At 74.2% G+C, this 25,983-nt stretch carries 20 protein-coding genes; 1 reads left to right on the top strand and 19 read right to left on the bottom strand.

Annotated features, from left to right (window positions below; all coding sequences use genetic code 11):
* Window positions 1–76: 76 nt before the first annotated feature.
* From gltB to E4P39_RS10175, 13 genes are all read right to left on the bottom strand, one after another.
* Window positions 77–4,771: a glutamate synthase large subunit gene (gene gltB, locus E4P39_RS10240; protein WP_245159752.1), complete on the bottom strand. Its 4,695-nt coding sequence runs from the start codon at window positions 4,769–4,771 to the stop codon at window positions 77–79.
* Between the two features lie 353 nt (window positions 4,772–5,124).
* Window positions 5,125–6,069: a prolipoprotein diacylglyceryl transferase gene (gene lgt / locus E4P39_RS10235; protein ID WP_135136429.1), complete on the bottom strand. Its 945-nt coding sequence runs from the start codon at window positions 6,067–6,069 to the stop codon at window positions 5,125–5,127.
* Complete coding sequence (gene trpA / locus E4P39_RS10230) at window positions 6,066–6,890, bottom strand: tryptophan synthase subunit alpha (RefSeq protein WP_135136428.1); 825 nt, start codon at window positions 6,888–6,890, stop codon at window positions 6,066–6,068. The genes lgt and trpA overlap by 4 nt, the downstream gene beginning before the upstream one ends.
* 37 nt (window positions 6,891–6,927) lie before the next feature.
* On the bottom strand, window positions 6,928–8,277 hold the full coding sequence (gene trpB / locus E4P39_RS10225) for a tryptophan synthase subunit beta (RefSeq protein ID WP_135136427.1): 1,350 nt from the start codon (window positions 8,275–8,277) through the stop codon (window positions 6,928–6,930).
* Between the two features lie 43 nt (window positions 8,278–8,320).
* Window positions 8,321–9,130: an indole-3-glycerol phosphate synthase TrpC gene (trpC, locus tag E4P39_RS10220; protein WP_209306466.1), complete on the bottom strand. Its 810-nt coding sequence runs from the start codon at window positions 9,128–9,130 to the stop codon at window positions 8,321–8,323.
* A 208-nt stretch (window positions 9,131–9,338) separates the two neighbouring features.
* A complete protein-coding gene (locus tag E4P39_RS10215; protein WP_135136425.1) occupies window positions 9,339–10,001 on the bottom strand; it encodes a Trp biosynthesis-associated membrane protein in 663 nt (220 codons plus the stop codon).
* A 103-nt stretch (window positions 10,002–10,104) separates the two neighbouring features.
* Window positions 10,105–11,601, bottom strand: coding sequence for an anthranilate synthase component I (locus E4P39_RS10210; protein WP_135136424.1), 1,497 nt, complete (start codon window positions 11,599–11,601; stop codon window positions 10,105–10,107).
* Window positions 11,598–11,963, bottom strand: coding sequence for a phosphoribosyl-AMP cyclohydrolase (gene hisI, locus E4P39_RS10205; RefSeq protein WP_135136423.1), 366 nt, complete (start codon window positions 11,961–11,963; stop codon window positions 11,598–11,600). Before hisI ends, E4P39_RS10210 begins: the two co-directional genes overlap by 4 nt.
* Before the next feature lie 26 nt (window positions 11,964–11,989).
* The gene (locus E4P39_RS10200; RefSeq protein WP_135136422.1) at window positions 11,990–12,430 is read right to left on the bottom strand and encodes a hypothetical protein; all 441 of its coding nucleotides are present in this window, start codon (window positions 12,428–12,430) and stop codon (window positions 11,990–11,992) included.
* 477 nt (window positions 12,431–12,907) lie between these two features.
* Window positions 12,908–14,596 (bottom strand): FAD-binding dehydrogenase, encoded by a 1,689-nt coding sequence (locus E4P39_RS10190; protein WP_245159751.1) that lies wholly within the window; start codon window positions 14,594–14,596, stop codon window positions 12,908–12,910.
* A gap of 10 nt (window positions 14,597–14,606) precedes the next feature.
* On the bottom strand, window positions 14,607–15,110 hold the full coding sequence (locus E4P39_RS10185) for a hypothetical protein (RefSeq protein WP_135136421.1): 504 nt from the start codon (window positions 15,108–15,110) through the stop codon (window positions 14,607–14,609).
* A gap of 101 nt (window positions 15,111–15,211) precedes the next feature.
* Window positions 15,212–17,032: an ABC transporter ATP-binding protein gene (locus E4P39_RS10180; protein WP_245159750.1), complete on the bottom strand. Its 1,821-nt coding sequence runs from the start codon at window positions 17,030–17,032 to the stop codon at window positions 15,212–15,214.
* The gene (locus E4P39_RS10175) at window positions 17,029–18,804 is read right to left on the bottom strand and encodes an ABC transporter ATP-binding protein (RefSeq protein ID WP_167761746.1); all 1,776 of its coding nucleotides are present in this window, start codon (window positions 18,802–18,804) and stop codon (window positions 17,029–17,031) included. Before E4P39_RS10175 ends, E4P39_RS10180 begins: the two co-directional genes overlap by 4 nt.
* Before the next feature lie 112 nt (window positions 18,805–18,916).
* Between E4P39_RS10175 and E4P39_RS10170 the strand changes: the two genes are divergently transcribed.
* Window positions 18,917–19,528 (top strand): TIGR03085 family metal-binding protein, encoded by a 612-nt coding sequence (locus E4P39_RS10170; protein ID WP_135136420.1) that lies wholly within the window; start codon window positions 18,917–18,919, stop codon window positions 19,526–19,528.
* A 4-nt stretch (window positions 19,529–19,532) separates the two neighbouring features.
* Here E4P39_RS10170 and E4P39_RS10165 read toward each other — a convergent pair whose 3' ends face one another.
* The 6 genes from E4P39_RS10165 to priA form a co-directional block, all read right to left on the bottom strand.
* Window positions 19,533–22,145, bottom strand: a complete 2,613-nt coding sequence (locus E4P39_RS10165) for a polynucleotide kinase-phosphatase (protein WP_135136419.1) — start codon at window positions 22,143–22,145, stop codon at window positions 19,533–19,535.
* Window positions 22,142–23,581, bottom strand: coding sequence for a 3' terminal RNA ribose 2'-O-methyltransferase Hen1 (locus tag E4P39_RS10160; RefSeq protein WP_135136418.1), 1,440 nt, complete (start codon window positions 23,579–23,581; stop codon window positions 22,142–22,144). Before E4P39_RS10160 ends, E4P39_RS10165 begins: the two co-directional genes overlap by 4 nt.
* Window positions 23,582–23,658: 77 nt before the next feature.
* Window positions 23,659–24,030 (bottom strand): DUF6188 family protein, encoded by a 372-nt coding sequence (locus tag E4P39_RS10155; RefSeq protein ID WP_135136417.1) that lies wholly within the window; start codon window positions 24,028–24,030, stop codon window positions 23,659–23,661.
* Window positions 24,027–24,824 carry an imidazole glycerol phosphate synthase subunit HisF gene (gene hisF, locus E4P39_RS10150; protein WP_135136416.1) on the bottom strand — a complete coding sequence of 266 codons (798 nt, stop codon included), beginning with the start codon at window positions 24,822–24,824 and terminating at the stop codon, window positions 24,027–24,029. The genes E4P39_RS10155 and hisF overlap by 4 nt, the downstream gene beginning before the upstream one ends.
* Window positions 24,821–25,213, bottom strand: coding sequence for a RidA family protein (locus E4P39_RS10145; RefSeq protein WP_135136415.1), 393 nt, complete (start codon window positions 25,211–25,213; stop codon window positions 24,821–24,823). The genes hisF and E4P39_RS10145 overlap by 4 nt, the downstream gene beginning before the upstream one ends.
* Window positions 25,210–25,941, bottom strand: a complete 732-nt coding sequence (gene priA / locus E4P39_RS10140) for a bifunctional 1-(5-phosphoribosyl)-5-((5-phosphoribosylamino)methylideneamino)imidazole-4-carboxamide isomerase/phosphoribosylanthranilate isomerase PriA (protein WP_135136414.1) — start codon at window positions 25,939–25,941, stop codon at window positions 25,210–25,212. Before priA ends, E4P39_RS10145 begins: the two co-directional genes overlap by 4 nt.
* Window positions 25,942–25,983: the final 42 nt, after the last annotated feature.

Genomic DNA, 25,983 nt, shown 5'->3' with positions numbered 1-25,983 from the left:
TGCCACCTTCGCGCTTTCGGTACAGAAAGCGGCGCGGGGGGCGGCAGCTTTCTGTACCGAAAGCTGGAAACGACGGTCAGCCACGAGCGGCCTCCATCACTGCGAGGTCGACGTCTGTCCCGTTGGCCTCGGCCATCCGCTGGGCGTCCAGCGCCCGCTTGTAGTCGCGCGGCATGATCACGCTGAACTGCTCCGACCAGCGGCCCCAGTCGGCCAGCAGGGCGTGCGCCACCGGCGACTCGGTCTCGGCCGCGTAGCGCACGAGCACGTCGCGCAGCCACTGGGCGGACTCGCCGTCCAGCGGCTCGATGTCGACCATGTCGGTGTTGACCCGGTGGCGGGCGAGGTCCAGCACGTATCCGATGCCGCCGGACATGCCCGCGGCGATGTTGCGTCCGGCCGCACCGAGGATGACCGCCTGACCACCGGTCATGTACTCCAGCGCGTGGTCGCCGACGCCCTCGACGACGGCCAGCGCACCGGAGTTGCGGACGCAGAACCGCTCCCCCACCCGCCCGCGCAGGAAGATCTCCCCGCCGGTGGCGCCGTAGCCGATGACGTTGCCGGCGATGACGTTGTCCTCGGCGGGGAAGGTCGCCTCCCGGGACGGCCGGACGACGATCCGGCCGCCGGACAGGCCCTTGCCGACGTAGTCGTTGGCGTCGCCGAAGAGCCGCATCGTGATCCCGCGCGGCAGGAACGCGCCGAAGGACTGGCCCGCCGAGCCGCCGAACGTGAGGTCGATCGTCCCGTCGGGCAGGCCCTCGCCACCGAAGCGGCGGGTGACCATCGACCCGAGCATCGTGCCGACCGTTCGGTTGACGTTTCGGACCGGCAGCTCGAGGCTGACCGGCCGCGCGTCGAGCAGCGCGCCCTCGCAGAGCTGGATGAGCGTCTGGTCGAGGGCGACGTCCAGGCCGTGGTCCTGCGACCGCACCCGGTGCAAGGGCGCACCCTCGGGCAGCTCGGGGACGACCAGCATCGGCGAGAGGTCCAGCCCGGCGGCCTTCCAGTGGTCCACCGCCTTGCGGGTGTCCAGCAGCTCGGCGTGGCCCACGGCCTCGTCGATCGACCGGAAGCCGAGCTCCGCCAGGTACTGCCGCACCTGCTCGGCCAGGAACTCGAAGAAGGTGACGACGAATTCCGGCTGGCCGGTGAACCGCTTGCGCAGCTCCGGGTTCTGCGTGGCGACACCCACCGGGCAGGTGTCGAGGTGGCAGACCCGCATCATCACGCAGCCGGACACCACCAGCGGCGCGGTGGCGAAACCGAACTCCTCGGCACCGAGGAGGGCGGCGACGACGACGTCCCGGCCGGTCTTCATCTGCCCATCGACCTGCACCACGATCCGGTCGCGCAGGCCGTTGGCGAGCAGCGTCTGCTGCGTCTCGGCCAGGCCGAGCTCCCACGGGGAGCCGGCGTGCTTGAGCGAGGTCAGTGGTGCCGCGCCGGTGCCGCCGTCGTGACCGGAGATCAGGACGACGTCGGCGTGCGCCTTGCTGACGCCGGCCGCGACCGTCCCGACGCCCACCTCGGAGACGAGCTTGACGTGCACCCGCGCCTCGTTGTTGGCGTTCTTGAGGTCGTGGATGAGCTGCTTGAGGTCCTCGATCGAGTAGATGTCGTGGTGCGGCGGCGGGCTGATCAGGCCGACGCCCGGCGTCGAGTGCCGGGTGCGCGCCACCCACGGGTAGACCTTGCTGCCCGGCAGCTGGCCGCCCTCGCCGGGCTTGGCGCCCTGGGCCATCTTGATCTGGATGTCGTCGGCGTTGACCAGGTACTCGCTGGTGACCCCGAAACGGCCGCTGGCCACCTGCTTGATCGCCGAGCGGCGCAGGTCGCCGTTCGGGTCGGGGGTGAAGCGGTCGGGGTCCTCGCCGCCCTCACCGGTGTTGGACCGGCCGCCGAGCCGGTTCATGGCGATCGCGAGGGTCTGGTGCGCCTCGGCCGAGATGGAGCCGTAGCTCATCGCGCCGGTGTTGAACCGCTTCACGATCTCGCTGACCGGCTCGACCTCGTCGAGAGGCACGGGCGGGCGGACGCCGGTCTTCAGCGTGAAGAGCCCGCGCAGGGTCGCGGCCTCCTCCGACAGGTCGTCGACCGTCTTCGTGTACTGCTCGAAGACGTCGTACTGCCGCGAGCGGGTGGCGTGCTGGAGCAGGAACACCGTCTCGGGGTTGAAGAGGTGCACCTCGCCCTCGCGGCGCCACTGGTACTCGCCGCCGGTCTCCAGCGTGCGGTGGGCGGTCTCCGTCGGGTTCCGCGGGTAGGCGCGGCGGTGGCGCATCGCCACCTCCTCGGCGAGCACGTCGATGCCGACGCCTCCGAGCGGGCAGGAGGTGCCGGTGAAGTACTCGTCGACGATCTCCTGGGACAGCCCGACGGCCTCGAAGATCTGCGCCATGGTGTACGAGCCGACGGTGCTGATCCCCATCTTGCTCATGACCTTGAGCACGCCCTTGCCGAGCGCCTTGACCATGTTGCGCACGGCCTGCGCCGGCTCGACGCCGGTCAGGGCGCCGTCCCGGATGAGGTCCTCGATGGTCTCGAACGCGAGGTAGGGGTTGACCGCGGCAGCGCCGTAGCCGAGCAGCAGCGCGACGTGGTGGACCTCGCGGCAGTCGCCGGACTCGACGACGAGGCCGACCTGCATGCGGGTCCGCTCGCGCACCAGGTGGTGGTGGACGGCGGCCGTCATCAGCAGTGACGGAATGGGGGCGCGCTGCTCGTCGCAGTCGCGGTCGGAGAGCACGATGACCCGCGCACCGGCCGAGATCGCCTTCGACACCTTGGTCCGCAGCGACTCGATCGCCTCGGTGAGGGCAGCGCCGCCGCCGTTGACGTCGAAGTGGCCGGTGATCCGGACGGCGGCGAAGCCGGGCAGGTCGCCGTCGTCGTCGATGTGCAGGATCTTGGCCAGCTCGTCGTTGTCGATCACCGGGAACGGCAGGTGCACCTGGCGGCAGGAGGCCGGCGAGGCCTGGAGCAGGTTCTGCTCCGGCCCGAAGGTCCGGCCGAGGCTGGTGACCAGCTCCTCCCGGATCGCGTCCAGCGGCGGGTTGGTCACCTGGGCGAACAGCTGCCCGAAGTAGTCGTAGAGCTGCCGCGACCGGTCCGACAGCGCGGCGATCGGGGTGTCGGTGCCCATCGAGCCGATCGGCTCGGCGCCGCTGGCGGCCATCGGCGTGATGAGGACCCGCAGCTCCTCCTCGGTGTAGCCGAAGAGCGTCTGCCGGCGGACGACGGACTCGTGGCTCGGGCGGGCACGACGCCGCTCGGGCAGGGAGGGCAGGTGCACGAGACCGGCGTGCAGCCAGTCGTCGTAGGGGTTCTCCGCCGCCAGGGCGCCCTTGACCTCCTCGTCGGAGACGATCTTCCGGGCGGCGGTGTCGACGAGGAACATCCGGCCCGGCTGCAGCCGGCCCTTGGCCACGATGTCGGCGGCCGGGATGTCGAGGACGCCGACCTCGCTGGCCAGCACCACCAGGTCGTCCTTGGTCTGCCACCAGCGGCCGGGACGCAGGCCGTTGCGGTCGAGCACGGCGCCGATGACCGTGCCGTCGGTGAACGCGACGGCGGCGGGGCCGTCCCACGGCTCCATGATCGAGGAGTGGAACCGGTAGAAGGCCCGGCGGGCCGGGTCCATCTCGTCGTGGTTCTCCCACGCCTCGGGGATCATCATCAGGACGGCGTGCGGCAGTGAGCGCCCGGACAGGTGCAGCAGCTCCAGCACCTCGTCGAAGGTGGCCGAGTCGCTGAAGTCGCTGGCGGTCACCGGGAAGATCCGCTCGAGGCCCAGCTCGGACGCCGGGCCGGCCGGGCCGTCGAAGAGCTCCGTCTCCAGCTTCGCCTCGCGGGCGCGCATCCGGTTCCGGTTGCCCTTGATGGTGTTGATCTCGCCGTTGTGGGCGATCAGCCGGAACGGGTGGGCGAGCGGCCAGCTCGGGAAGGTGTTGGTCGAGAACCGGCTGTGCACGAGGGCGATCGCCGACTCGTAGCGCTCGTCGCGCAGGTCGGGGAAGAACGCGGGCAGCTGGTCGGTGGTCAGCATGCCCTTGTAGGTGATCGTCCGGGAGGACAGCGACGTGATGTAGAGCGAGCTGCCCGCCTCGACGGCGGCGCGCTCGGCCCGCTTGCGGAGCACGAAGGACCGCCGCTCCAGCCGCGTGACGCCGTTGCAGACGACGTTCCCGCCGAACGCGACGGCGTCGGCACGGGCCCCCATCGTCTCGGCCACGAAGAGCTGGGCGAAGTGCGGCATGACCGCCCGCGCGGTCGGGCCGACGTCGGCGCCGTCCGGGTCGACGGGGACGTCGCGCCAGCCCAGGACGGTCAGGCCCTCCTCGTCGGCGAGCTTGGCCACCTCGTCGTACCGGGCGGCCCGCTCCGACTCGTCGGTGGGCAGGAAGGCGATCCCGACGGAATACTCCCCAACCGGCGGCAGGTCGAAGTCGACGCTCGCCCGCAGCAGGGCGTCGGGGACCTGCGTCAGGATCCCCGCGCCGTCGCCGGAGTTGGGCTCCGACCCGGCGGCGCCGCGGTGGTCGAGGTTGTGCAGCGCGGTCAGGCCCGCGGCGACGATCGACCGGGAGCGGCGCCCGCGGGCGTCGGCCACGAAGGCGACGCCGCAGGCGTCCTTGTCGTTCGCCGGGTCGTAGAGACCGGTCGGGGCGGGTAGGGCGGAGAAGGGCACGGCCGGGGGCACGGCCGAGAAGGGCACGCCGGAGGGGCGTGCCGTACGTGCAGCGGCGGGGGCGGTGATCTCGGACATGTCACTCCCGTCGTCGGCGGCCGTTCGCACCTCGGAGCGAGGTCACGGACGGGGGCTGGTGCCCGGGCCGGTGGTCAGAGGGCGGTACAGGCGGCACGTGCGGAGGGTCCGTCCGGGAGGGGCGCGTACGTCCCGGCCCGGCGCAGACTCGCGAGCCCGCCGGTGGATGGCCGGAGGGCTGTCGTCCGCGGGGCGACGCTGGCCCGGTTCCGACGAGGTCGACCCGGCCAGGATCGCCGGCGGGTCTGCTCGCAGGGTACACAGCGGTAACACCGGTCCCACACGCCCAAACCCGAGGTGCGGCGAGTCGGCAGGATCGGTGCGGGAACTGGCCGGAGGACGGCGTCCCCGGCTCAGCCGGGGGGATCGGAACGGCGGGGCTCCCCGGCCGCTGACGGGCCCGGCCCGTCGGCCGTCCCGGCGGGGACGCCCGCGTCGTCCTCGTCCCCGGCGGCCACCTGCGCCCGGTCGAGGACCTCCCTCGGGCGGCCGCGTTGCCACACCATGTAGGCCACCGCCAGCAGGCCGACCGCGATCGCGGTGAAGACGTTGAGGCGCACGCCGAAGAAGGTCTCGGCCGGGTCGGTGCGCAGCAGCTCGATCCACAGCCGGCCGGTGCAGTAGGCCACGACGTAGAGCGCGAAGGCCCGGCCGTGGCCCAGCCGGAACCGGCGGTCGGCCCAGATGACCAGCGCGGCGGCGGCCAGGTTCCAGAGCAGCTCGTACAGGAACGTGGGATGGAAGGAGCCGGCCACCACCGGCTCCCCGGCGGCGTCGAGGACCGCCCGGCCGCCCTGCCACTCGTAGATCGTCAGTGCCCAGGGCAGATCGGTGGGGCCGCCGTACAGCTCGTTGTTGAACCAGTTGCCCAGCCGGCCGATCGCCTGCGCGACGAGCAGCCCGGGCGCGACCGCGTCGGCGAAGGCCGGCAGCGGGATGCCGCGCCTGCGGCAGGCGATCCACGCGCCGACCCCGCCCAGGGCGATCGCGCCCCAGATGCCGAGGCCGCCCTCCCAGATGGCGAACGCCCGCAGCGGTTCCCCGCCTTCGCCGAAGTACGCCCGCGGACTGGAGATCACGTGGTAGAGCCGGCCGCCGAGGATCCCGAACGGCACGGCCCAGACGGCGATGTCCAGCACCTCGCCCGGCGCTCCGCCGCGGGCCACCCAGCGCTTCTCGGTGAGCAGGACGGCCGCGACGATGCCGGCCACGATGCACAGGGCGTAGGCGCGCAGCGGCAGCGGCCCGAGCTCCCAGACGCCCTGGGTCGGGCTCGGGATCGCGGCGAGAACGGTCATGCCTTGCCTTCCGACCGGCCAAGATGGCCATTGTGGCCCTTCACACCACGGGCGAGGTCCTCGGTGAGACGACGGACGCCGTCGGTTCCGCGGCCCTCGAGGAGCTCGCGCACGTAGGCCGAGCCGACGATGACGCCGTCGGCGAAGGCGGCGACCTCGGCGGCCTGGTGCCCGTTCGAGACGCCGAGCCCGACGCAGACGGCCAGGTCCGGCCGGGCCTCGCGGGTCCGGGCCACGAGCTTCTCGGCGGCATCCCCGACCGTCGCCCGCGTACCGGTCACGCCCATGGTGGAGGCCGCGTAGACGAACCCGCGGCAGGCGGCCGTCGTCGAGCGGAGGCGCGCCTCGGTCGACGACGGCGCGACGAGGAACACACGGTCGAGGTCGGCCCCCTCGGCGGCGCCGAGCCACGCGGCGGCCTCGTCCGGGATCAGGTCGGGGGTGATCGCCCCCGCTCCCCCGGCGGCGGCCAGGTCGGTGGCGAACCGGGGGACGCCGTACCTCTCGATGGGGTTCCAGTAGCTCATGACCACCGGCACCGCCCCGGCGGCAGCGACCGCCTCGACCGCCCGCAGCACGTCGGTCATGCCGACGCCGGCCCGGACGGCGACGTCCACCGCCTGCTGGATGACCGGGCCGTCCATGCCGGGGTCGCTGTAGGGCACGCCGACCTCGACGACGTCGGCCCCCGCCTCGACGGCGGCGACCATGGCCGCGATGGAGCCCTCGACGTCCGGGTAGCCCACGGGGACATACGCGATCAGCGCCGCCCGCCCCTCGGCCTTGGCCGTGCCGATGCGCTCGGCAAGTTGACTGCTCACGCCGCCGTCCTCAGGGCCGAGATGGCCGCTGTGGCCCTCATGCCGATTCTCCTGCGTCGGGGCCGGCCACCGCGTCGCCCTGGGTCACGGCGCCCTCGGTGGGCTGCTGGTCGGTGTCCAGGCCGGGACCCGGGTCGACCTCCTCGCGGTCGCCGAGACCGAACCAGCGCGACGCCGTCTCGACGTCCTTGTCCCCCCGGCCGGAGAGGTTGACCAGAAGCAGCGCCTCCGGCCCCAGCTCCTGACCGAGCACCATCGCCCCGGCCAGGGCGTGGGCGGACTCGATCGCCGGGATGATGCCCTCCGTCCGGCAGAGCAGGGCGAACGCCTCCATCGCCTCGGCGTCGGTGACCGGGCGGTACTCGGCGCGGCCGATGTCGTGCAGGTAGGAGTGCTCCGGGCCGACGCCGGGATAGTCCAGCCCGGCGCTGATCGAGTGCGACTCGATGGTCTGCCCGTTGTCGTCCTGCAGCAGGTACGAGCGCGCCCCGTGCAGCACGCCGGGCGAGCCACCGGTGATCGTGGCCGCGTGCCGCCCGGTGTCCACGCCGTCGCCGCCGGCCTCCAGGCCCACGAGCCGGACGCCGTCGTCGGGCACGAAGGCGGTGAAGATGCCGATGGCGTTGGAGCCGCCGCCGACGCAGGCCAGCACCGCGTCGGGCAGCCGGCCTTCGCGCTCGAGCACCTGCGCGCGCGCCTCGTCGCCGATCACCCGCTGGAAGTCCCGGACCATCGCCGGGAACGGGTGCGGGCCCGCCACCGTGCCGAAGACGTAGTTCGTCGTCTCCACGTTGGTCACCCAGTCGCGGAACGCCTCGTTGATCGCGTCCTTGAGCGTGCGGGAGCCGGTGGTCACCGGGATGACCTCGGCGCCGAGCAGCCGCATCCGGGCGACGTTGAGCGCCTGGCGGCGGGTGTCCTCCTCGCCCATGTAGACGGTGCAGGACAGCCCCATGAGCGCCGCGGCGGTCGCCGTCGCGACGCCGTGCTGCCCGGCCCCGGTCTCGGCGATCACCCGCGTCTTGCCGATCCGCTTGGTCAGCAGCGCCTGGCCCAGCACATTGTTGATCTTGTGCGAGCCGGTGTGGTTGAGGTCCTCGCGCTTGAGCAGGATCCGGGCGCCGCCCGCGTGCCCGGCGAACCGCGGCACCTCGGTGATCGGGCTGGGCCGCCCGGTGTAGTCGCGCTGGAGCGCGTCGAACTCGGTGAGGAACGCCGGGTCGACCCGCATCGCCTCGTAGGCCTCGGTCAGCTCGTCGAGCGCGGCGATCAGCGCCTCGGGCACGAAGCGGCCGCCGAAGACGCCGAAGTGACCGGTCGCGTCCGGCCAGCCCGGCCGCGCCGGCAGGACGCGTTCCCCGGGCGGCTGCAGCGAGCTGGTCGTCATGGGGCCAGTGTCCCGCGCCGACCGCCGGCCGGACCGCAGGGGGTCAGCGGGTCGTGCGCGGGGTGGCCGGGTGCGAGCCCGCCGTCACCAGGTCGGCGACGGCCTGGCGGGCGTCGCCGGCGGTGACCAGACCCTCCCCCACCAGCACGGCGTCGGCGCCGGCGGCCGCGTAGCTGATCAGGTCGTGCGGCGCCCGCACGCCGGACTCGGCCACCTTGACGATCCCCGACGGCAGCCCGGGCGCGATCCGCTCGAAGGTCGACCGGTCGACGTCGAGGGTGGTCAGGTCGCGTGCGTTGACACCGATGACCGAGGCTCCCGCGGACAGTGCCCGGTCGGCCTCCGCCTCGGTGTGCACCTCCACCAGCGCCGTCATGCCGAGGGACTCGACGCGTTCCAGCAGCCCGAGCAGGGCGTTCTGCTCCAGCGCCGCGACGATCAGCAGGACGACGTCGGCACCGTGCGCACGTGCCTCGTGCACCTGGTAGGTGGTGACCACGAAGTCCTTGCACAGCACCGGGACGTCGACGACTGCACGGACGGCGTCGAGGTCGGCGAGGGTGCCCCCGAAGCGGCGCCGCTCGGTGAGGACGCTGATCACCCGGGCGCCGCCGGCGGCGTACTGGGCGGCGAGCTCGGCCGGGTCGGGGATGGCGGCGAGGTCGCCCTTGGACGGGCTGCGCCGCTTGACCTCGGCGATGACGCCGACACCCGGCGCCCGCAGCGCGGCGAGCGCGTCGAGGGCGGGAGGCACGTCCAGCGCCGCCGCCTTGACCTGGTCGAGCGGGACCAGCGCCTCGCGGGCGGCGAGATCCTCGCGGACGCCGGCCACGATGTCGTCGAGCACGCTCATCGGGTCTCCTCGCTGGCGCCCGTCGACCCGGCGAGCGACGCTGCTGCGCCCCTGCGCGACCTCGCAAGCTCGGTCACGGCCGCTCGCCCTCGCGGTCAACTGCCTGTCGCACGTCGGTCCCCTCACCAGCCGATCGGTGGGCCCACTCTAGAGAGCGCACGGGCCCCCTCCGGCCGGGGGGCGGGTGCAGCGGCCCGGACCCGTTCCGCTAGAAGCGGGCGCCGGGCGCCGGATCGGTCGGGTCCTCGCCCCTGTCGAGGGCCCGCCAGGCGAGGTGGGCACGCTCTTCGTCGGTCTCGGGCCGGGGCGCCGCCGCCCGTCCGCCGACCGGTGACGCCGTCCGCTCGTAGCGGCGTCCCATCGCCGGCCAGTGGCGGCTCCGGAGCACGGTCAGCAGGCCTGCGCCGGCCCCCAGGACCCCCGCGACGACGGTCGTGGCGGGCCAGAACGCGGAGATCCCGGACACCGGCGTCCCGACGACGACCGGCACCTCGGCCGCGGCGTCGCGCAGGCCTCCGGCCAGGGCACGGCCCGCGGTCCACGCCACGGCGGTGCCGCTGATCGTCATGAGCACCCCGACGGCGGTCCGCCCGCTCGCCCGCACGGCGAGCAGGGCGACGGCCGCGGCCAGCAGCACCAGTCCGGCAGCGGGGACCAGCGGGGCGTACGTGGAGCCGGCCAGCACCCCGGTGACCGGGGGCAGCGGAGCCGGGCGCACCGCGGAAAGCGTCGCCCAGGTCTGCCCACCGGCGAACAGCGCGAGGCCACCGGCGACGGCGGACGCGAGGACGGCGACGGTCAGCTCCCGGCGCTCGCTCGGTTTCGTCGCTTCGCTCCCGCGGGCCGCTCCGCCCCTCGCTCGCTCTTTCACAGTCGCCTCCGCGGTCGCTCCGCTCCTCGCTCGCCGGCGCTCGCTGCGATGCTCACTCCCTGTCGGCTCCGTCGCTCGCTGCGATGCTGACCGCCCTGTCCGCTCACCGGATCTCCCGGAGGCCCTCGGCCGTCGCGATCGCGGAGAGCACCGCCCGCGCCTTGTGCCGGGTCTCGGCCTCCTCGGTCGCGGCGTCGCTGTCGGCCACGATCCCCGCCCCGGCCTGCACGTAGGCCCTGCCCTGGTGCAGGACGGCGGTGCGGATCGCGATCGCCATGTCCATGTCGCCGCTGGCGTCGACATACCCGACCGTGCCGGCGTAGAGCGCCCGGCGGGTCGGCTCGAGGGAGTCGATGATCTCCATCGCCCGCGGCTTGGGGGCCCCGGAGACCGTGCCGGCGGGGAACGTCGCGTCGAAGACGTCCAGTGCGTCGTGCCCGTCGGCGACCTCGCCGGCCACCGTCGAGACCAGGTGCATGACGTGGCTGTACTGCTCCACGCGCATGAAGTCGGGCACCTCGACCGTCCCTGGCACGCACACCCGGCCGAGGTCGTTGCGGGCGAGGTCGACCAGCATGACGTGCTCGGCGCGCTCCTTCGGGTCCGCGAGCAGGCTCTCGGCCAGCCGCACGTCCTCCTCCTCGGTCGCGCCCCGGGGACGCGTGCCGGCGGGCGGGTGGACGACGGCGGAGGACCCCGTGACCGTGACCAGCGCCTCGGGCGAGGACCCGACGACGTCGAACGGCGTCTCGCGGCCGGCGAAGCGCAGCAGGTACATGTACGGCGACGGGTTCGTCGCCCGGAGCACGCGGTACAGGTCGAGCGCGTCGACGGTCGTCTCGAGCTCGAACCGCTGCGCCAGCACGACCTGGAAGGCGTCGCCGGCCCGGATGTGCTCGCGGATCCGCTCGACGCCGTCCTCGAAGACGCCCGGCTCCATGTTGCTGTGCACGGCCGGTGCCTCGACCGGCTCCAGCACCGCCACACCGGGCGGCACGGCCTTGGTGAGGTCGGCGGCCATCGCGTCGAGCCGGGTGACCGCGTCGTCGTAGCCACCGCCGTCGCGCAGGGCGTTGGCGATGAGCAGGACGGTGCCGTCGGTGTGGTCGAGGACGGCCAGGTCCGTGACCAGCGTCATCGCCAGCTCCGGCATGCCGAGGTCGTCGGTGCTCGTGTCGGGCAGCCGCTCCAGCCGCCGGACGACGTCGTACCCCAGGTAGCCGACCAGCCCACCGGTGAGCGGGGGGAGGCCGGGCATCCGGGGCGAACGGAGCCGGCGGGCCAGCGTGCGGACGGCGGCCAGCGGATCGCTGGGCAGGTCGTCGGTGAGGCCGGGCACGGCGTCGCCCAGCCACTGCGTGGCGCCGTCGCGCTCGGTGAGGACGCCGGCGCTGCGCACCCCGACGAAGCTGTACCGCGACCAGCGCTTGCCCTGCTCGGCCGACTCCAGCAGGACGGTGCCGGGCCGGTTGCCGGCCAGCTTGCGGTAGATGCCCACGGCGGTCTCGCTGTCGGCGAGCAACCGGCGGGTCACCGGTGTGACCGGCTGGTCCAGCCGGCCGAACTCCTCGCGGGTCGGGCTGGTGACGCCGAACCTCATCGCCCCGCCACCTGGACGGCGGGCAGCCCGCGGTGGAAGCAACTGCGCTCGCCGGTGTGGCAGGCCGGGCCCTCCTGGTCGACCAGCAGGAGCAGCGCGTCGCCGTCGCAGTCCAGCCGCACGTCGCGCACCCACTGGCGGTGCCCCGAGGTGTCGCCCTTCACCCAGTACTCCCCGCGGCTGCGCGACCAGTAGGTCGCCCGGCCGGTGGTGAGAGTGCGGTGCAGCGCCTCGTCGTCCATCCAGGCGAGCATGAGCACCTCGCCGGTGTCGTGCTGCTGCACCACGGCGGCCACCAGCCCCGCCGGATCGCGGCTCAGCAGCGTGGCGACCGCGGGGTCGAGTGCGGAAGCGGCGGACATGCCCCCAAGTGTGCCGTGCGGCCCGGTCAGGCCCGCGCGGTGCCGTCGAACCAGGCCTTGCCCGGCCCGAGCAGGACCAGCCCGAGCCCGACCAGCGGGGCGACGGCGAAGACCAGCGCGACGGACGCGAAGGCGCCCTCGCTGATCGTGCCCGGCACGTCCCCCAGGACCGTGAGCAGGCGGATCCCCCAGTACAGGGCGAGGACGACCTGGACGGCGTGCCCCGCCAGGAGCAGCAGCCAGGCCACCTGCGTCCGCCGGGTCAGTCCCGCGACGCCGGCGCCGACGAGCAGGACGGCGGAGAGCAGCCCGAGCACGGCCAGGACGTTGCCCTCGGAGGCGAGCGCCTGCGCCGTGCCCGACGCGGAGGTCCCGGTCTGCTCGGCGGCGAAGCCGACCAGCGACACCGCGAACCACACGTAGAGCGAGGCCAGGACGACCAGCGCGGCCTGCACGAGCGCGAGCACGGCCGAACCGATCACCTGGCCGGGCCGCCGGGGACCCGGCGGCGGGCCGGGAACCCAGGGCCCCGAGGGGCCGTAGGGCGACGGGGAGCCGTACGACGGGGGTCCGTAGGGCGACGGGGCGCCGTAGGGCGACGGGGCGCCGTACGACGGAGGTCCGTAGGGCGGGGGGCCGTAGGGCGAGGGGTAAGGAGCGGGCCCGTACGGCCCGAACCCGTACGCCGGTGCCGGCGGGCCGGTCGCCGGGGGCCCGGCGTAGGGCGGGCCGGGTTCGGTCGGCGTCGCCGGGTCGGCCCAGGGGCTCCCGCCCGAGGTCACAGCGTCACCGGTTCGCTTCCGCGGACCGCTCCGCTCCTCGCTCGCTGGCGCTCGCTGCGATGCTCACGGCCCTGTCCGCTCACAGCGTCACCGGTTCGCTTCCGCGAACCGCTCCGCTCCTCGCTCGCTGGCGCTCGCTGCGATGCTCACGGCCCTGTCCGCTCACAGCGCGGCCGCCACGGCGCGGCCGGCCACCCGGCCGGAGAAGAGGCAGCCGCCGAGGAAGGTGCCCTCGAGCGACCGGTAGCCGTGCATGCCCCCGCCCCCGAACCCGGCGATCTCGCCGGCGGCGTACAGGCCCGGGAACACCTCGCCGCCCGGGCGCAGCACCCGGCCCGACAGGTCGGTCTCGAGCCCCCCGAGGGTCTTGCGGGTGATCAGGTTCAGCCGGACGGCGACCAGCGGCCCGGCCTCCGGGTCGAGGATGCGGTGCGGCGGAGCCACGCGGATCAGCTTGTCGCCCAGGTAGTTGCGGGCGCCGCGGATCGCCGTGATCTGCATGTCCTTGGTGAACGGATGGGCGATCTCGCGGTCGCGGGCGACGATCTCCCGCTCCAGCGTCGCGAGGTCGAGCTCCGGCGTCCCCCCGGTGATCCGGTTCATCCCGGCCACCAGTTCGGGCAGCGTCGGGGCGACGACGAAGTCCTCGCCGCGGTCCAGGAACGCCTTCACGGGCGCCGCGACACCGGCCTTGACCCGGGTGGCGAGCAGCCGGACGTCCTTGCCGGTGAGGTCCGGGTTCTGCTCCGAGCCGGAGAGCGCGAACTCCTTCTCCACGATCTTGTGCGTCGCCACGAACCAGGTGTGCTCGTAACCGGTCGTCCCGATGTGCGCCAGCGTCCCGAGGGTGTCGAAGCCCGGGAAGAGCGGTACCGGCAGCCGCTTGCCGGTGGCGTCGAACCACATCGACGACGGGCCGGGCAGGATCCGGATGCCGTGCTGCGCCCACACCGGGGAGTGGTTGTGGATGCCCTCGGTGTAGTGCCACATGCGGTCGCCGTTGACGACGCTCGCACCGGCGTCCTCCGTCGCGAGCAGCATCTGCCCGTCGACGTGCGCGGGGACGCCGGACAGCAGCCGCTGCGGCGCCGGGCCCAGGCGGGCCGGCCAGTTCCGGCGCACCAGGTCGTGGTTGCCCCCGATGCCGCCGGCGGTGACGACGACGGCCTGGGCGGCGATCTCGAACGACCCGACCTCGGCGCGCGAACTGGCCTCCCCCCGGGCGACGCCGCTCGGCTCCAGGACCGCACCGCGGACGCCGGTGACCGCGCCGTCCCTCACCTCGAGCCCGGAGACGCGGTGCCGGAAGCGCAGGTCCACCAGTCCGGCGTCGACGGCCGCCCGTACCCGGCGGGCGAACGGCGCCACGACGCCCGGGCCGGTCCCCCAGACGATGTGGAAGCGCGGCACCGAGTTCCCGGGTCCGGTGGCGGTGTACCCGCCGCGCTCGGCCCAGCCGACCACGGGGAAGAAGCCGATGCCCTGCTCCTTGAGCCACGCCCGCTTCTCCCCCGCCGCGAACTGCAGGTAGGCCTCGGCCCACCGGCGCGGCCAGTGGTCGCAGTCGCGGTCGAAGCCGGCCGTGCCGAACCAGTCCTGGCGGGCCAGCTCCAGCGAGTCGTGCACCCGCAGCCGGCGCTGCTCAGGGGAGTCGACGAGGAAGAGCCCGCCGAAGGACCACCATGCCTGGCCGCCGAAGGACGCCTCCGGCTCCTGCTCGACGAGCACCACCCGCTTGCCGGCGTCGGCCAGCTCCGCCACGGCGACCAGGCCGGCCAGCCCCGCCCCCACGACGACGACGTCGGTCTCGATCCGGGTGCTGCCCGCCGGGGGATCGCTCTGGGTGCTCACTCCCGCGACGCTAGTGGGCGGACCCCGGCTCGCGCCGTCCCCCCGCGGGGCGACGTCCCCGGCCGGAACGGGTCCACTCCCGGACCGGACGCCGCAGCGCCAGGACCAGACAGCCCACCGGGGCGACCAGGAGGGCCATCGCGCCGAACAGCGCCGAGCCGCCGCCCAGGATGGCGAACAGCACCACCACCGCCAGCAGCGCCAGCAGCGGCAGCGCGGCGGCGACCGCCAGGAACAGCCAGCCGCGACGGACGCCGAGGAACACCGCCGTCGCGGCCGCGACCGCGAGGACGCCGAGCAGGACCGGGACGAGCAGATAGCTGTCCCAGCCCACCTCGGGCGTCCAGAGCAGCCACAGCAGGTACCCGTCCACGGCGGCGACCAGCAGGCCGAAGATCGCAGCCAGTGACGCGGCGAGCGGCCGCTCCTGCGGGGTCGCGGACGTGCCTGCCCGTGCGGCGGGCCGCGGCGAGCGACGCGCCGGGACCCGGCTCCGGGAGGACGACGACGGCACGGTCCGAGCCTAGGACGCCGACCGGGGGACGGGCCGCGGCCCGGTGGTGGTCGCGGTCCCCGAGGTGCCCGCCCCTCCGCCGGGGCGGCCCGGTTTCGTCCTCAGGCGACGGACTCCGGCTGGCCGGTCGAGGAGCGGCGCCACGAGGCGTGCAGCCGGGCGTAGGGGCCGTCGGCGTCCACCAGCTCGTCGTGCGAGCCGCGCTGGACGACGCGGCCGGCATCCACCACCAGGATCTCGTCGGCCCGCTCGGCGGTGGAGAGGCGGTGGGCGATGGTGAGCGTCGTCCGCCCGTCGGTGAGCCGGTCGAGGGCGTGGGTCAGCCGCCGCTCGGTGGCCGGGTCGACCGCGCTGGTCGCCTCGTCGAGCACCAGCAGGTCGGGATCGGCGACGTAGGCGCGGGCGACGGCGACCAGCTGCCGCTCCCCCGCCGACAGCGACTCGCCCCGCTGCCCGACGTGCGTGGCGACGCCCTCGGGAAGCCCCTCGAGCCACGTGCCCAGGCCGAGCTCCTCGAAGGCGACCGCCACCTGCGCGTCGGTCATCCCCGGCCGGCCGTACCGGACGTTGTCGGCCACCGTGGCGTCGAACAGGAAGCCGTCCTGCGGGACCATGACCACGCGGGTGCGCAGCGAGTCGAAGGCCACCTCGTGCAGCGGCACCCAGCCCCCGGCGTCCGAGCCGAGCAGCACGCGGCCCTCCACCGGGTCCATCAGGCGGGTGACCAGCTTGGCGAACGTCGTCTTCCCGGACCCGGTCTCCCCCACGATCGCCACCCGCCGGCGCGGCTCCACGGTGAGCGACACGTCGTCCAGGGCCTTGGGCGCGGCCGGCGAGTACCGGAAGGAGACGCGGTCGAAGCGGACGCCGAGCGGGCCGTACGGGAGCGCGTGCACGCCGTCGGGGTCGCCGAGGGCCGGGTCGCGCACGTCGGGCTCGGTGTCGATCACGTCGAGCACCCGGCGGAACCCGGCCACGGCGTTCTGCGCCTCGTTCAGCACCTCGCTCGCGGTCTGCACCGGGGCCACGAACAGCGTGACCAGGAAGAGGAACGCCACGAGCGTGCCGGCGGAGATCTCCCCCGCGAGCCCGAGCAGCACGCCGACGACGACGACCGCCGCGTTGGCGAACGCCGCCACGAACTCACCGCTCACGAACACCGCGGCGGTCGTCTTCTGGGCGTCGACCTGCGCGCGGTAATGGCGGTCGATCGCGCCGTCGATGCGCTCCGCCGTCCGCGCCCGGACGCCGTAGGCGCGCACCGTGGGCGCCCCGACGACCGACTCGGCCACGGCCGCGAGCACGTCGCCGACCCGCTCGCGGACCACGCCGTAGGCGGCGGCCAGGCGCTTGGCGAACCAGCGCACGGCGATCCCCAGCGGCACGAAGCAGGCGAGGACCAGCAGGGTGAGCTGCCACGAGTAGAAGCTCATGACGACGGTGGCGACGACGAGCTGACCCACGCTGATCAGCCCCAGGACCCCGCCCCACTGCATGAACACCGACAGCTGGTCGACGTCGCTGGTCACGCGGGACACCAGCGAGCCGCGCCGCTGGCCCTGCTGGTGCAGCACCGACAGGTCGTGCACGTGGCGGAAGGCACGGATCCGCAGGCCGGCCAGCGCGGTCTCCGTCGTCCGGAACAGCCGTACGTTCATCCGGTAGACGGCGACGGCGGTGATCACCACCACCGCCGCGCAGACGAGGACGAGCTGGGCGATCAGGCCCAGATCGGGGTCGCCCGAGGCCAGGCCGCGGTCGATGACCTGCTGGACGGCGATCGGGACGACGACCCGGCCGGCGGTGGCGACCAGGGCGAGCGCGAACGTGGCCGGGAGACCGCGGCGGAACTCGGGCATCATCCGCAGGCCGCGGCGGAGGGTGGCGAACGCGCCCTCGGGCCGCTCCACGATCTCGCTCACGCGGGCACCTCGGCCTGCGAGTAGGCGCGGACGAGGGCCGCGTAGCCCGGCACCTCGGCGAGCAGCTCGTCGTGGGTGCCCCGCGCGAGCGCGCGGCCCTGCTCCAGCCACACCACCTCGTCGGCGAGGGCGATGGTGGCCTGCCGGTAGGCGATCACCACCACCGTCGCGGGGGTGTCGCTGTCCCGCAGCGCGTCGAGGATCCGTGCCTCGACGGCGGGGTCGACGGCGCTGGTCGCGTCGTCCAGCACCAGCAGCCGGGGCCGGCGGACGACGGCGCGGGCCAGCGCGAGCCGCTGCCGCTGACCGCCGGACAGCGACGCGCCGCGCTCGCCGACCCGGGTGTCCAGGCCCTCGGGCAGCGCCGCGACGAAGTCGTCGGCGGCCGCCACGCGCAGCGCCGCCCAGACCTCGTCGTCGCCGAAGGGTGCGCCGAGGGTGACGTTGCCCCGGACGGTGTCGTCGAAGAGGAAGGCGCCCTGCGCGACGAAGGCGGCCGTGGTGCTGACCTCGCCCTCGCGGAGGCCGCGCAGGTCGACGCCGTCGAGCAGGACGTGGCCGTCGGTGGGGTCGACCAGGCGGACCAGCAGCCCGGCCAGGGTCGACTTGCCGGAGCCGGTGGGCCCCACGACGGCCACCGTCGTCCCCGCCGGTACGTCGAAGGTGACCCCGTCGAGCGTGGGGCGGTCCACGCCCGCGAAGGTGAAGCCGACGCCGGAGACGTCGAGCCCGGCGCCGCCGGTCCCCGCGGGCGCGGCGTCCGGCCCGTACGGCGTCTCCCCGGTGGCGTCCAGGACCGGCGTGACCCGGTCGAAGCCGGCGAGAGCGCGGGGCAGGTCGGCGAGCACCCAGCCGATGGCCCGGATGGGCAGGACGAGCAGGGTGAAGAGGTAGGCGATGGCGACCAGCTCGCCGGCGTCGGTGCTGCCGTCGGCCACGCGACCGGCCCCGATGAGGAGGACGACGAGGGTGCCGAGGTTCGGCAGCGCCTCCATCATCGGGTCGAACAGCCCGCGGACCCGGCCGACGGCGACGAGGCCGTCGCGCAGCTCCTCCGCCCGCGCGCCGAACCGCTCGGTCTCCGCCGCCTCGCGACCGAGCGTCTTGACCACCAGCGCGGCGTCGAAGCTCTCGTGGGCGATCTCGCTGACCTCGGCCCGGAGCTGCTGCGCCCGCTGCATGCGCGGGCTCATCACCTGCGAGTACACGATGTTGGCCACGAAGACGAGCGGGAAGACGACCAGTCCGACGAGCGCGAGCAGCGGATCGGTGAGGAACAGCACGACGACCGTGATGGCGATCATCACCAGCGCCCCGCACGCGAAAGGCAGCGGCGCCACGAAGAACCAGGACGCCTCCACGTCGGAGTTGGCGTTGGAGAGCAGCTGGCCGGTGGGATGGCGCTGGTGCCAGGACAGCGGCAGGCGCAGGTACTGGCCGGTGACGCGGCGGCGGTAGTCGGCCTGCAGCCGGTAGCTCATGATCCCGGCGAAGAGACGGCGACCGACGATGCCGACGATCTTGAGCAGGGCGACGCCGATGATCGCCAGCGATGCCAGGGCCAGCGCCGCGGTCGTCGTGGCTCCGTCCGCGAACGAGGGCAGCAGCACCCGGTCGGTGATCTCGCCGATGACGTAGGCGCTGGCGACCGTCATCGCGCCGTAGAGGCTGCTGGCCACGACGGCGAGGGTGAACATGCCGGGTTGCTCGACGATCGACCGCAGCACATGGCGGAGCCCGCGCCGCACCACGGCGTCTCGGCGGCGGGCCACAGGTCTCCTCCATGATCGGACGGCGAGGTTCCGATGCTACGCGTTCGTTAGTGCTGCTAATCGCCGTTCGCGGGGCGGCTGCCCGGCGTCGGCTCCTCGGTAACCTCCGGCGATGACCGCCTCTTCCCCGCCGCTCGCGGCCCGCGAGCGCGCGGCGCTGGCCGACCTGCTGGACGAGCTCGGCCCGGACGCCCCGTCCTGCTGCGCCGGCTGGACCACTGCCCACCTCGCCGCACACCTCGTCGTCCGCGACCGCCGGCCCGACGCCATGCTCGGCTACGGCCTGGAGGCCGCCGGTCTGGGCGGCCCGCTCGCGGCGTGGGCGCACGCGGCCGAGGACCGGCTCCGCGCCGGGACGCCGTACCGCGCGCTCGTCGACCGGGTGCGCGTCGGACCGCCGGCCTGGCTGCCGACCAGCTGGCCGGCCGTCGCCTCCCTGGTCAACGTGTCCGAGTTCGCGATCCACCACGAGGACGTGCGGCGGGCCCAACCGGAGTGGACGGTCCGCGAGCTGTCGCGGGAGGACCAGGACGCCGTCTGGACCGCGACCGCCTTCTACGCCCGCCGCGCCGCCGGTCGCCGCGGCGTGGTGCTGCGCCGCTCCGACGTCCCGGACGCGGAGCGGCGCGTCGGGGCGGGCGGCCGGGTGGTGGCCGGCGAGCCGATGGAGCTGCTCCTGTGGGCGGCCGGCCGGAAGGACGTCGCCCGCGTCGAGGTGTCCTGATCGGTCACAGGCGGGGGTCGACCGGCTCGGACTCCAGCGCGAGGACGGCGAAGACGCACTCGTGCACCCGCCACAGCGGCTCGCCGCGGGCGGCCCGCTCCAGCCCCTCGATCCCGAGCGCGTACTCCCGCTGCGCCAGCCCGCGCTTGCGCCCGAGGTTCCGCTCGCGCAGCCGGTCGAGGTTCTCCGGCCGCGTGTAGTCGGGGCCGTAGATGATCCGCAGGTACTCCCGGCCGCGGACCTTGAGGCCCGGTTGGACGACGCCCCGCCGTCCCCGGGTCAGGTTGGCCGCGGGCTTCACCACCATGCCCTCGCCACCGGCGGCGGTCAGCTCGGTCCACCAGGCCGTCGCCGCCTCCTCGCTCACCGGGTCGGTCAGGTCGACGTACCGGTGGGCGGTGCCGCGCACGAGCTCCGGGTCGGCGGCCGCCAGCCGGTCGGCGACCGCGAGGTGCCAGGCGTGCTCCCGCTCGGCGAAGGTCGCCCCCTCCGCCGCCAGCACCTGGAACGGCGCCACCGAGATCCCGGACAGGCCGTCGGTCGGCCAGCAGTAGCGCCGGTAGGCGTCGGTGAAGGCGGCCGCGTCCCCGGCGCGCTGCCGCTGCCGGTCGAGGAGGGCGCCGACGTCCAGCCCCCGGGCCGCCGCCCGCTCCAGCTCGGCGACCGCCGCCGGCACCGCGGCGCGGGCGGCCGCGCCCACCGACGCGTACTGGGAGCGGATCAGCTCGCCGGCCTTCGCCGACCAGGGCAGCAGCTCGGTGTCCAGCAGGACCCAGTCGCTGCCGAGCTCGTCGAACAGCCCCGCCTCCTCCACGGCCGCCGCCAGCCGCGCCAGGACGGCGGCCGTCAGGTCGGGCGCGAAGAACGACCGTCCGGTGCGGGTGTGGACGGCGCCGCGCCGCTCGACCGGGCGGTCCGGGTCGCCGAGCACGTCGTCGCGGCGGACGAGCGCGACCGCGCGGGAGCCCATGTGCTTCTCCTCGCAGACCACCCGGTCGACGCCCTCGTCGCGGTAGTGGGCGAACGCCTCGGCCGGGTGCTCGAGCAGCCCGGGCAGCTGCGACGTCGCGACCGGGCTCATCGTCGGCGGCAGGTGCAGCAGCTGCTGCGGGGCGAGCGCGAAGCGGCTCATCACCTCGATCGCCGCGGCCGCGTTCTCCTCGCGGACGGTCACCCGCCCGGCCAGCCGCGTCTCGACCACGCGCTTGCCGAGCACGTCCTCGATGTCCAGCACGTCCGCGTCGCGGGCGGGCTGCAGCGGCGGGGCCGCGCCGTCGACGAGGAACGGCCGGGCCGGCTCGTAGTAGGTCCGGGCCGCCGGGACGGCGACGAGTTCGCGCTCGGGATAGCGCAGCGCGGTGAGCTTCCCGCCGAAGACGCAGCCGGTGTCCAGGCACATCGTGTTGTTGACCCACTCCGGCTCGGGCACCGGCGTGTGGCCGTAGAGCACCATCGCGCGGCCCCGGTAGTCCTTCGCCCACGGGTAGCGGACGGGGAGCCCGAACTCGTCGGTCTCACCGGTGGTGTCCCCGTACAGCGCGAAGGACCGCACCCGGCCGCTGGACCGGCCCTGCAGCTTCTCCGGCAGCCCCGCGTGCACGACGACGAGGGCACCGCCGTCGAGCACGTAGTGGCTCACCAGCCCGTAGCAGAACTCCTCGACGGCGCCGCGGAACTCCTCGGGTTCGGCGGCCAGCTGGGTGAGCGTCTCCTCCAGGCCGTGGCTGATCTGCACGTTGCGCCCCCGCAGGGCACGGACCAGCTTGTTCTCGTGATTGCCCGGCACGCAGAGCGCGTGCCGGGCGGCGACCATGCCCATCACGAGACGCAGGACGCCGGGTGAGTCCGGCCCGCGGTCGACCAGGTCGCCGACGAAGACAGCGCGGCGTCCGTCCGGGTGGACGGCGTCGACCGGCCGGCCGCGGTCGTCGCGTGTGATCGTGTAGCCGAGGCGGCCGAGCAGTTCCTCGAGCTCCGCGCGGCAACCGTGGACGTCGCCGATGACGTCGAACGGCCCGGGATCCTCCCGCCGGTCGTTGTACTGCTTCTCGTAGGTCAGGACGGCGGCCTCGACGTCCTCCGGTGACCGCAGGACCAGCACCTTGCGGAACCCCTCGCGGCCCAGCCCGCGCAGTCCGCGGCGCAGCTCCGAGCGCTGCCGGCGGATCACGGCCGCGGACAGCTCGCGGTCCGGGCGGGCGGCGTTGCGCTCGATGCAGACCGACTCGGGCAGGTCGAGGACGATCGCGACCGGCAGCACGTCGTGGTCCTTGGCGAGCCGCACGAGCGACGCGCGGTCCTCGCGCCGGACGTTGGTGGCGTCGACGACGGTCAGCCGGCCGGCCCGGAGCCGGGTGGCGGCGGTGTAGTGCAGGACGTCGAACGCGTCCGGGGTGGCCGCCTGGTCGTTCTCGTCGTCGGCGACGAGCCCGCGGAAGAAGTCGCTGGACAGCACCTGGGTTGGGGCGAAGTGCCGCCGGGCGAACGTCGACTTGCCCGAGCCGGAAGCGCCGACGAGGACGACGAGCGCGAGGTCGGGGATGGCCAGCGCGCGGCCGCCCCGGCCGTCGGTCTCCTCGGCCGCGTCCTCGGGACCCTGGACGTCGTCGGCGCTCATGCGGCGTCCTCGCCGGCGACCGCGGCACTGCGGGTGAAGACCGCCATCTGCGTCGGTGGACCGACCTCGGGGTCGTCCGTCCCCACCCCCAGGAAGCGGACGGCGTAGCCGCGCCGTGCCGCCACCCCGGTCGCCCACCCGGCGAACTCGGCGCGATTCCACTCGAACCGGTGGTCGCGGTGCCGCATCCCGCCGGGCAGCAGCGCCTCGTAGCGCACGTTGTGCTCCACGTTCGGCGTCGTGACGATCACGGTCCCGGGGGCGGCGTCGGCGAAGACGGTGCGCTCGAGGGCGGGCAGCCGGTCGGGATCGAGGTGCTCCACGACCTCCATCAGCACCGCCGCGTCGTAGCCGCGCAGCCGGGCGTCGGTGTAGGTGAGTGCGCCCTGCAGGAGCGTCACCCGGGCCCGCTGCCGGTCGGGGAGGCGGTCGAGGTGGAGCCGGCGTGCGGCCGCCTCCAGGGCCCGGTGGCTGACATCGACGCCCACGATCTCGGTGAGCGCGCCCTCCTTCAGCAGCGCGGCCAGGAGGGCCCCACTGCCGCAGCCGAGGTCGAGCACGCGCGCGGCGCCGGAGGCGCGCAGGGCGGCGACGACGGCCCCGTGCCGCTGCAGCACGAGCGGCACGGGGCGCTCGTCCTGCTCGTCGCCGCTCCCGGCGGTGACGACGGCGTCGTCGAGGCTGTCCGGCTCGAGGTCGTCCACCTCGGCGAGCCGGGACATCGCCGCCCGCGCGAAGGAGACCCGGTGCGCCAGGTAGCGGCGGGTGACCAGGTCGCGGTCGGGGTGCGTCGCCAGCCAGCCCTCCCCCGCCCGCAGCAGCTTGTCGATCTCGTCGCTGCTCACCCAGTAGTGCTTGGCGTCGTCGAGGACGGGCAGGCCGACGTACAGGTGGTTGATCGCGTCCGCGACCCGCTGCGTGCCGGTGAGGCGCAGGTCGACGTACCGGGAGTCGCCCCAGTGGGGGAACGTCTCGTCGAGCGGCACCGGCCGGGCCCCGACCGTCCAGCCCAGCGGGGCGAAGAACCGCTGCGCCATCTCGACGCCGCCGCGGCAGGAGAGTGCGGGCAGGTGGATCTCCAGCGGCAGGGCGACGTCGACGAGGTCGGGCCGCTCCTTGCTGACGCCGCGGCGCGCGCTGGCGAAGGCCTTGCCGAGGGCGACCGCGAGCAGGCTGGACGCCGCGTACGGGCGGTCGTTCACGTACTGCCCGAGGCTGAAGCCCTCGGTCGCGGTTCCGCGGGCGTTCCGGACCAGGGCTATCGGGTCGACGTCCAGCAGCAGCGCGACCGTGCAGCGCTCGTCGCTCGCCTCGGGGTAGAAGACGTGCACCCGGCCTGCGGAGACGTCCACCGACTGCGCCCGCTCCGGGTTCTTGTGCAGCAGAAAGCCCAGGTCGGTGGCGGGCCGGTGGGTGGTCGACAGGGTCAGGAGCACGGCTCAGTCTCGACGGACGGTCCCGTGAGGTCCAACCGGTTTGCCCGGAGCGCCGCCGTCCTCAACTCGCCCGGGTCCTACCTGAGGCCCCAGGTCTCGACGTCGCCGTCCGGCATGCCGACGGCCTTCGAATCGTCTGATCCGTTGTACGTCCAGGCTTCGAACTCATGACCCGGGTGAACGAGCATCGAGAAGTCGCCGTCGATGCGAAGTTCGAGGCCACCGCCGTCCAGCACCCGCAGGGCCGTGACCCGCCGGCGCACCTGCCGCACCAGGACAGCCGCGTGCGGGGCGACGTGGGAAGGGTCCACCCTCTCGGTGGTCGACCCGTCGACGGTGAGGTCGAAGGGCCCTTCGACGCGTAGCTCGCTGCCTTCTGCCGTCAACAGCGTCACCGCCCGGTCGAAAGCCACCCGGGAGATCTCCTCACCGACCCCCGGGAGGCTCACGATCCCTCCGGATGGTCGGCTTCCCGGCGGACCGGGATCCCGGCCGCCGCGAGGCCGGCCTTCACGTCGCCGACCCGCAGGACGCCGAAGTGGAAGACGCTGGCGGCCAGGACCGCGTCGGCACCGGCCTCGACCGCGGGCGGGAAGTGCTCGACCGCGCCCGCTCCCCCGCTGGCGATCAGCGGCACGCTCACCTCGCGGCGGACCTTCTGGATCAGCTCGGTGTCGAAGCCGGCGCGGGTGCCGTCGGCGTCCATGGAGTTGAGCAGGATCTCCCCCGCGCCCAGCTCCGCGGCGCGGATGCACCACTCCACGGCGTCCAGGCCGGTCCCGCGCCGCCCTCCGTGCGTGGTGATCTCGAAGCCGGAGTCGGTGGCCGCGCCGTCCTGGCAGCGGCGGGCGTCCAGGGACAGCACGAGCACCTGGTTGCCGAACCGGCCGGCGATCTCGGCGATCAGCTCCGGCCGGGCCACCGCCGCGGTGTTGACCCCGACCTTGTCCGCGCCCGCGCGCAGCAGCCGGTCGACGTCGTCGGCGCTGCGCACGCCCCCGCCGACGGTGAGCGGGATGAACACGCTCTCGGCCGTGCGGCTGACCATGTCGTAGGTGGTGGCGCGGTCGCCGGAGCTGGCGGTGATGTCCAGGAAGGTCAGCTCGTCGGCACCCTCGGCGTCGTAGACGCGGGCCATCTCGACGGGGTCACCGGCGTCGCGGAGGTCGACGAAGTTGACGCCCTTCACCACCCGGCCGGCGTCGACGTCGAGGCACGGGATGACCCGCACGGCGAGAGTCATGCCCCCGCCCAGCGCACGGCGTCGGCCTCGATCTCCACGAGCATCGCCGGGTCGATCAGCGCCGCGACCTGCACCATCGTGGTGGCCGGCCGGACGTCGCCGAACACCTCGCCGTGGGCGCGGCCGACCTCCTCCCAACGGGCGATGTCCGTGACGAAGATCCGGGTGCGGACGACGTCGTTCATGGTGAACCCCGCCCGCTCCAGCGCCGTCGTGATGATCTTCAGGGCCTGGCGGGTCTGCGCGGCGGCGTCCCCGGGGTGGGCGACCGCGCCGTCGACCACGGAGGTCGTGCCGCTCACCCACGCGGTGTCCCCCCGGACGACGACCCGGCTGTAGCCGACGATGCCCTCCCAGGGCGCGCCCGGGCCGATCCGGATGACGCTCACGAGCCCTCCTCGGTGACGCGCAGCGCCTCCGGCAGGGTGAACGCCCCGGCGTAGAGGGCCTTGCCGACGATCGCGCCCTCGACCCCGATCGCGCTCAGCCCGGCCAGCGCCCGGATGTCGTCCAGGGAGCTGACCCCGCCCGAGGCGATCACCGGCCGCGGGGTGGCGGCGCAGACCTCCCGCAGCAGGTCGAGGTTCGGACCGCGCAGCGTGCCGTCCTTGGTGATGTCCGTGACGACGTAGCGGGCGCAGCCCTCGGCGTCCAGGCGGGCGAGGGTCTCGTAGAGCTCGCCGCCCTCCTTGGTCCAGCCGCGGGCGGCCAGGCGGGTGCCCCGCACGTCGAGTCCGACGGCGATCCGGTCGCCGTACTCGGCGATCGCCCGGGCGCACCACTCCGGCGACTCCAGGGCGGCGGTGCCCAGGTTGACCCGACGGCAGCCCGTGGCCAGCGCGGCCGTCAGCGACTCGTCGTCCCGGATGCCACCGGAGAGCTCGACGTCGACGTCGAGCTCACCGACGACACGCGCCAGGAGCTCCCGGTTGCTGCCGCGGCCGAAGGCGGCGTCGAGGTCGACGAGGTGCACCCACTCGGCGCCGTCCCGCTGCCACTGCATCGCGGCCTCGAGCGGGTCACCGTAGGAGGTCTCGCTGCCGGCCTCGCCCTGCACCAGGCGGACGGCCTGGCCGTCGGCGACGTCGACGGCGGGGAGCAGCTGCAGCTTCGGCACGGAGGACAGCCTAGGGAACGCGCCTTGCCGGTCTCCCTCGCG

The sequence above is a fragment of the Blastococcus sp. CT_GayMR19 genome (assembly GCF_004570385.1).
Classification (GTDB): domain Bacteria; phylum Actinomycetota; class Actinomycetes; order Mycobacteriales; family Geodermatophilaceae; genus Blastococcus_B.
Note: the sequence above shows the minus strand (reverse complement) of the source record. Positions and strands in the feature narration are given on the sequence as shown.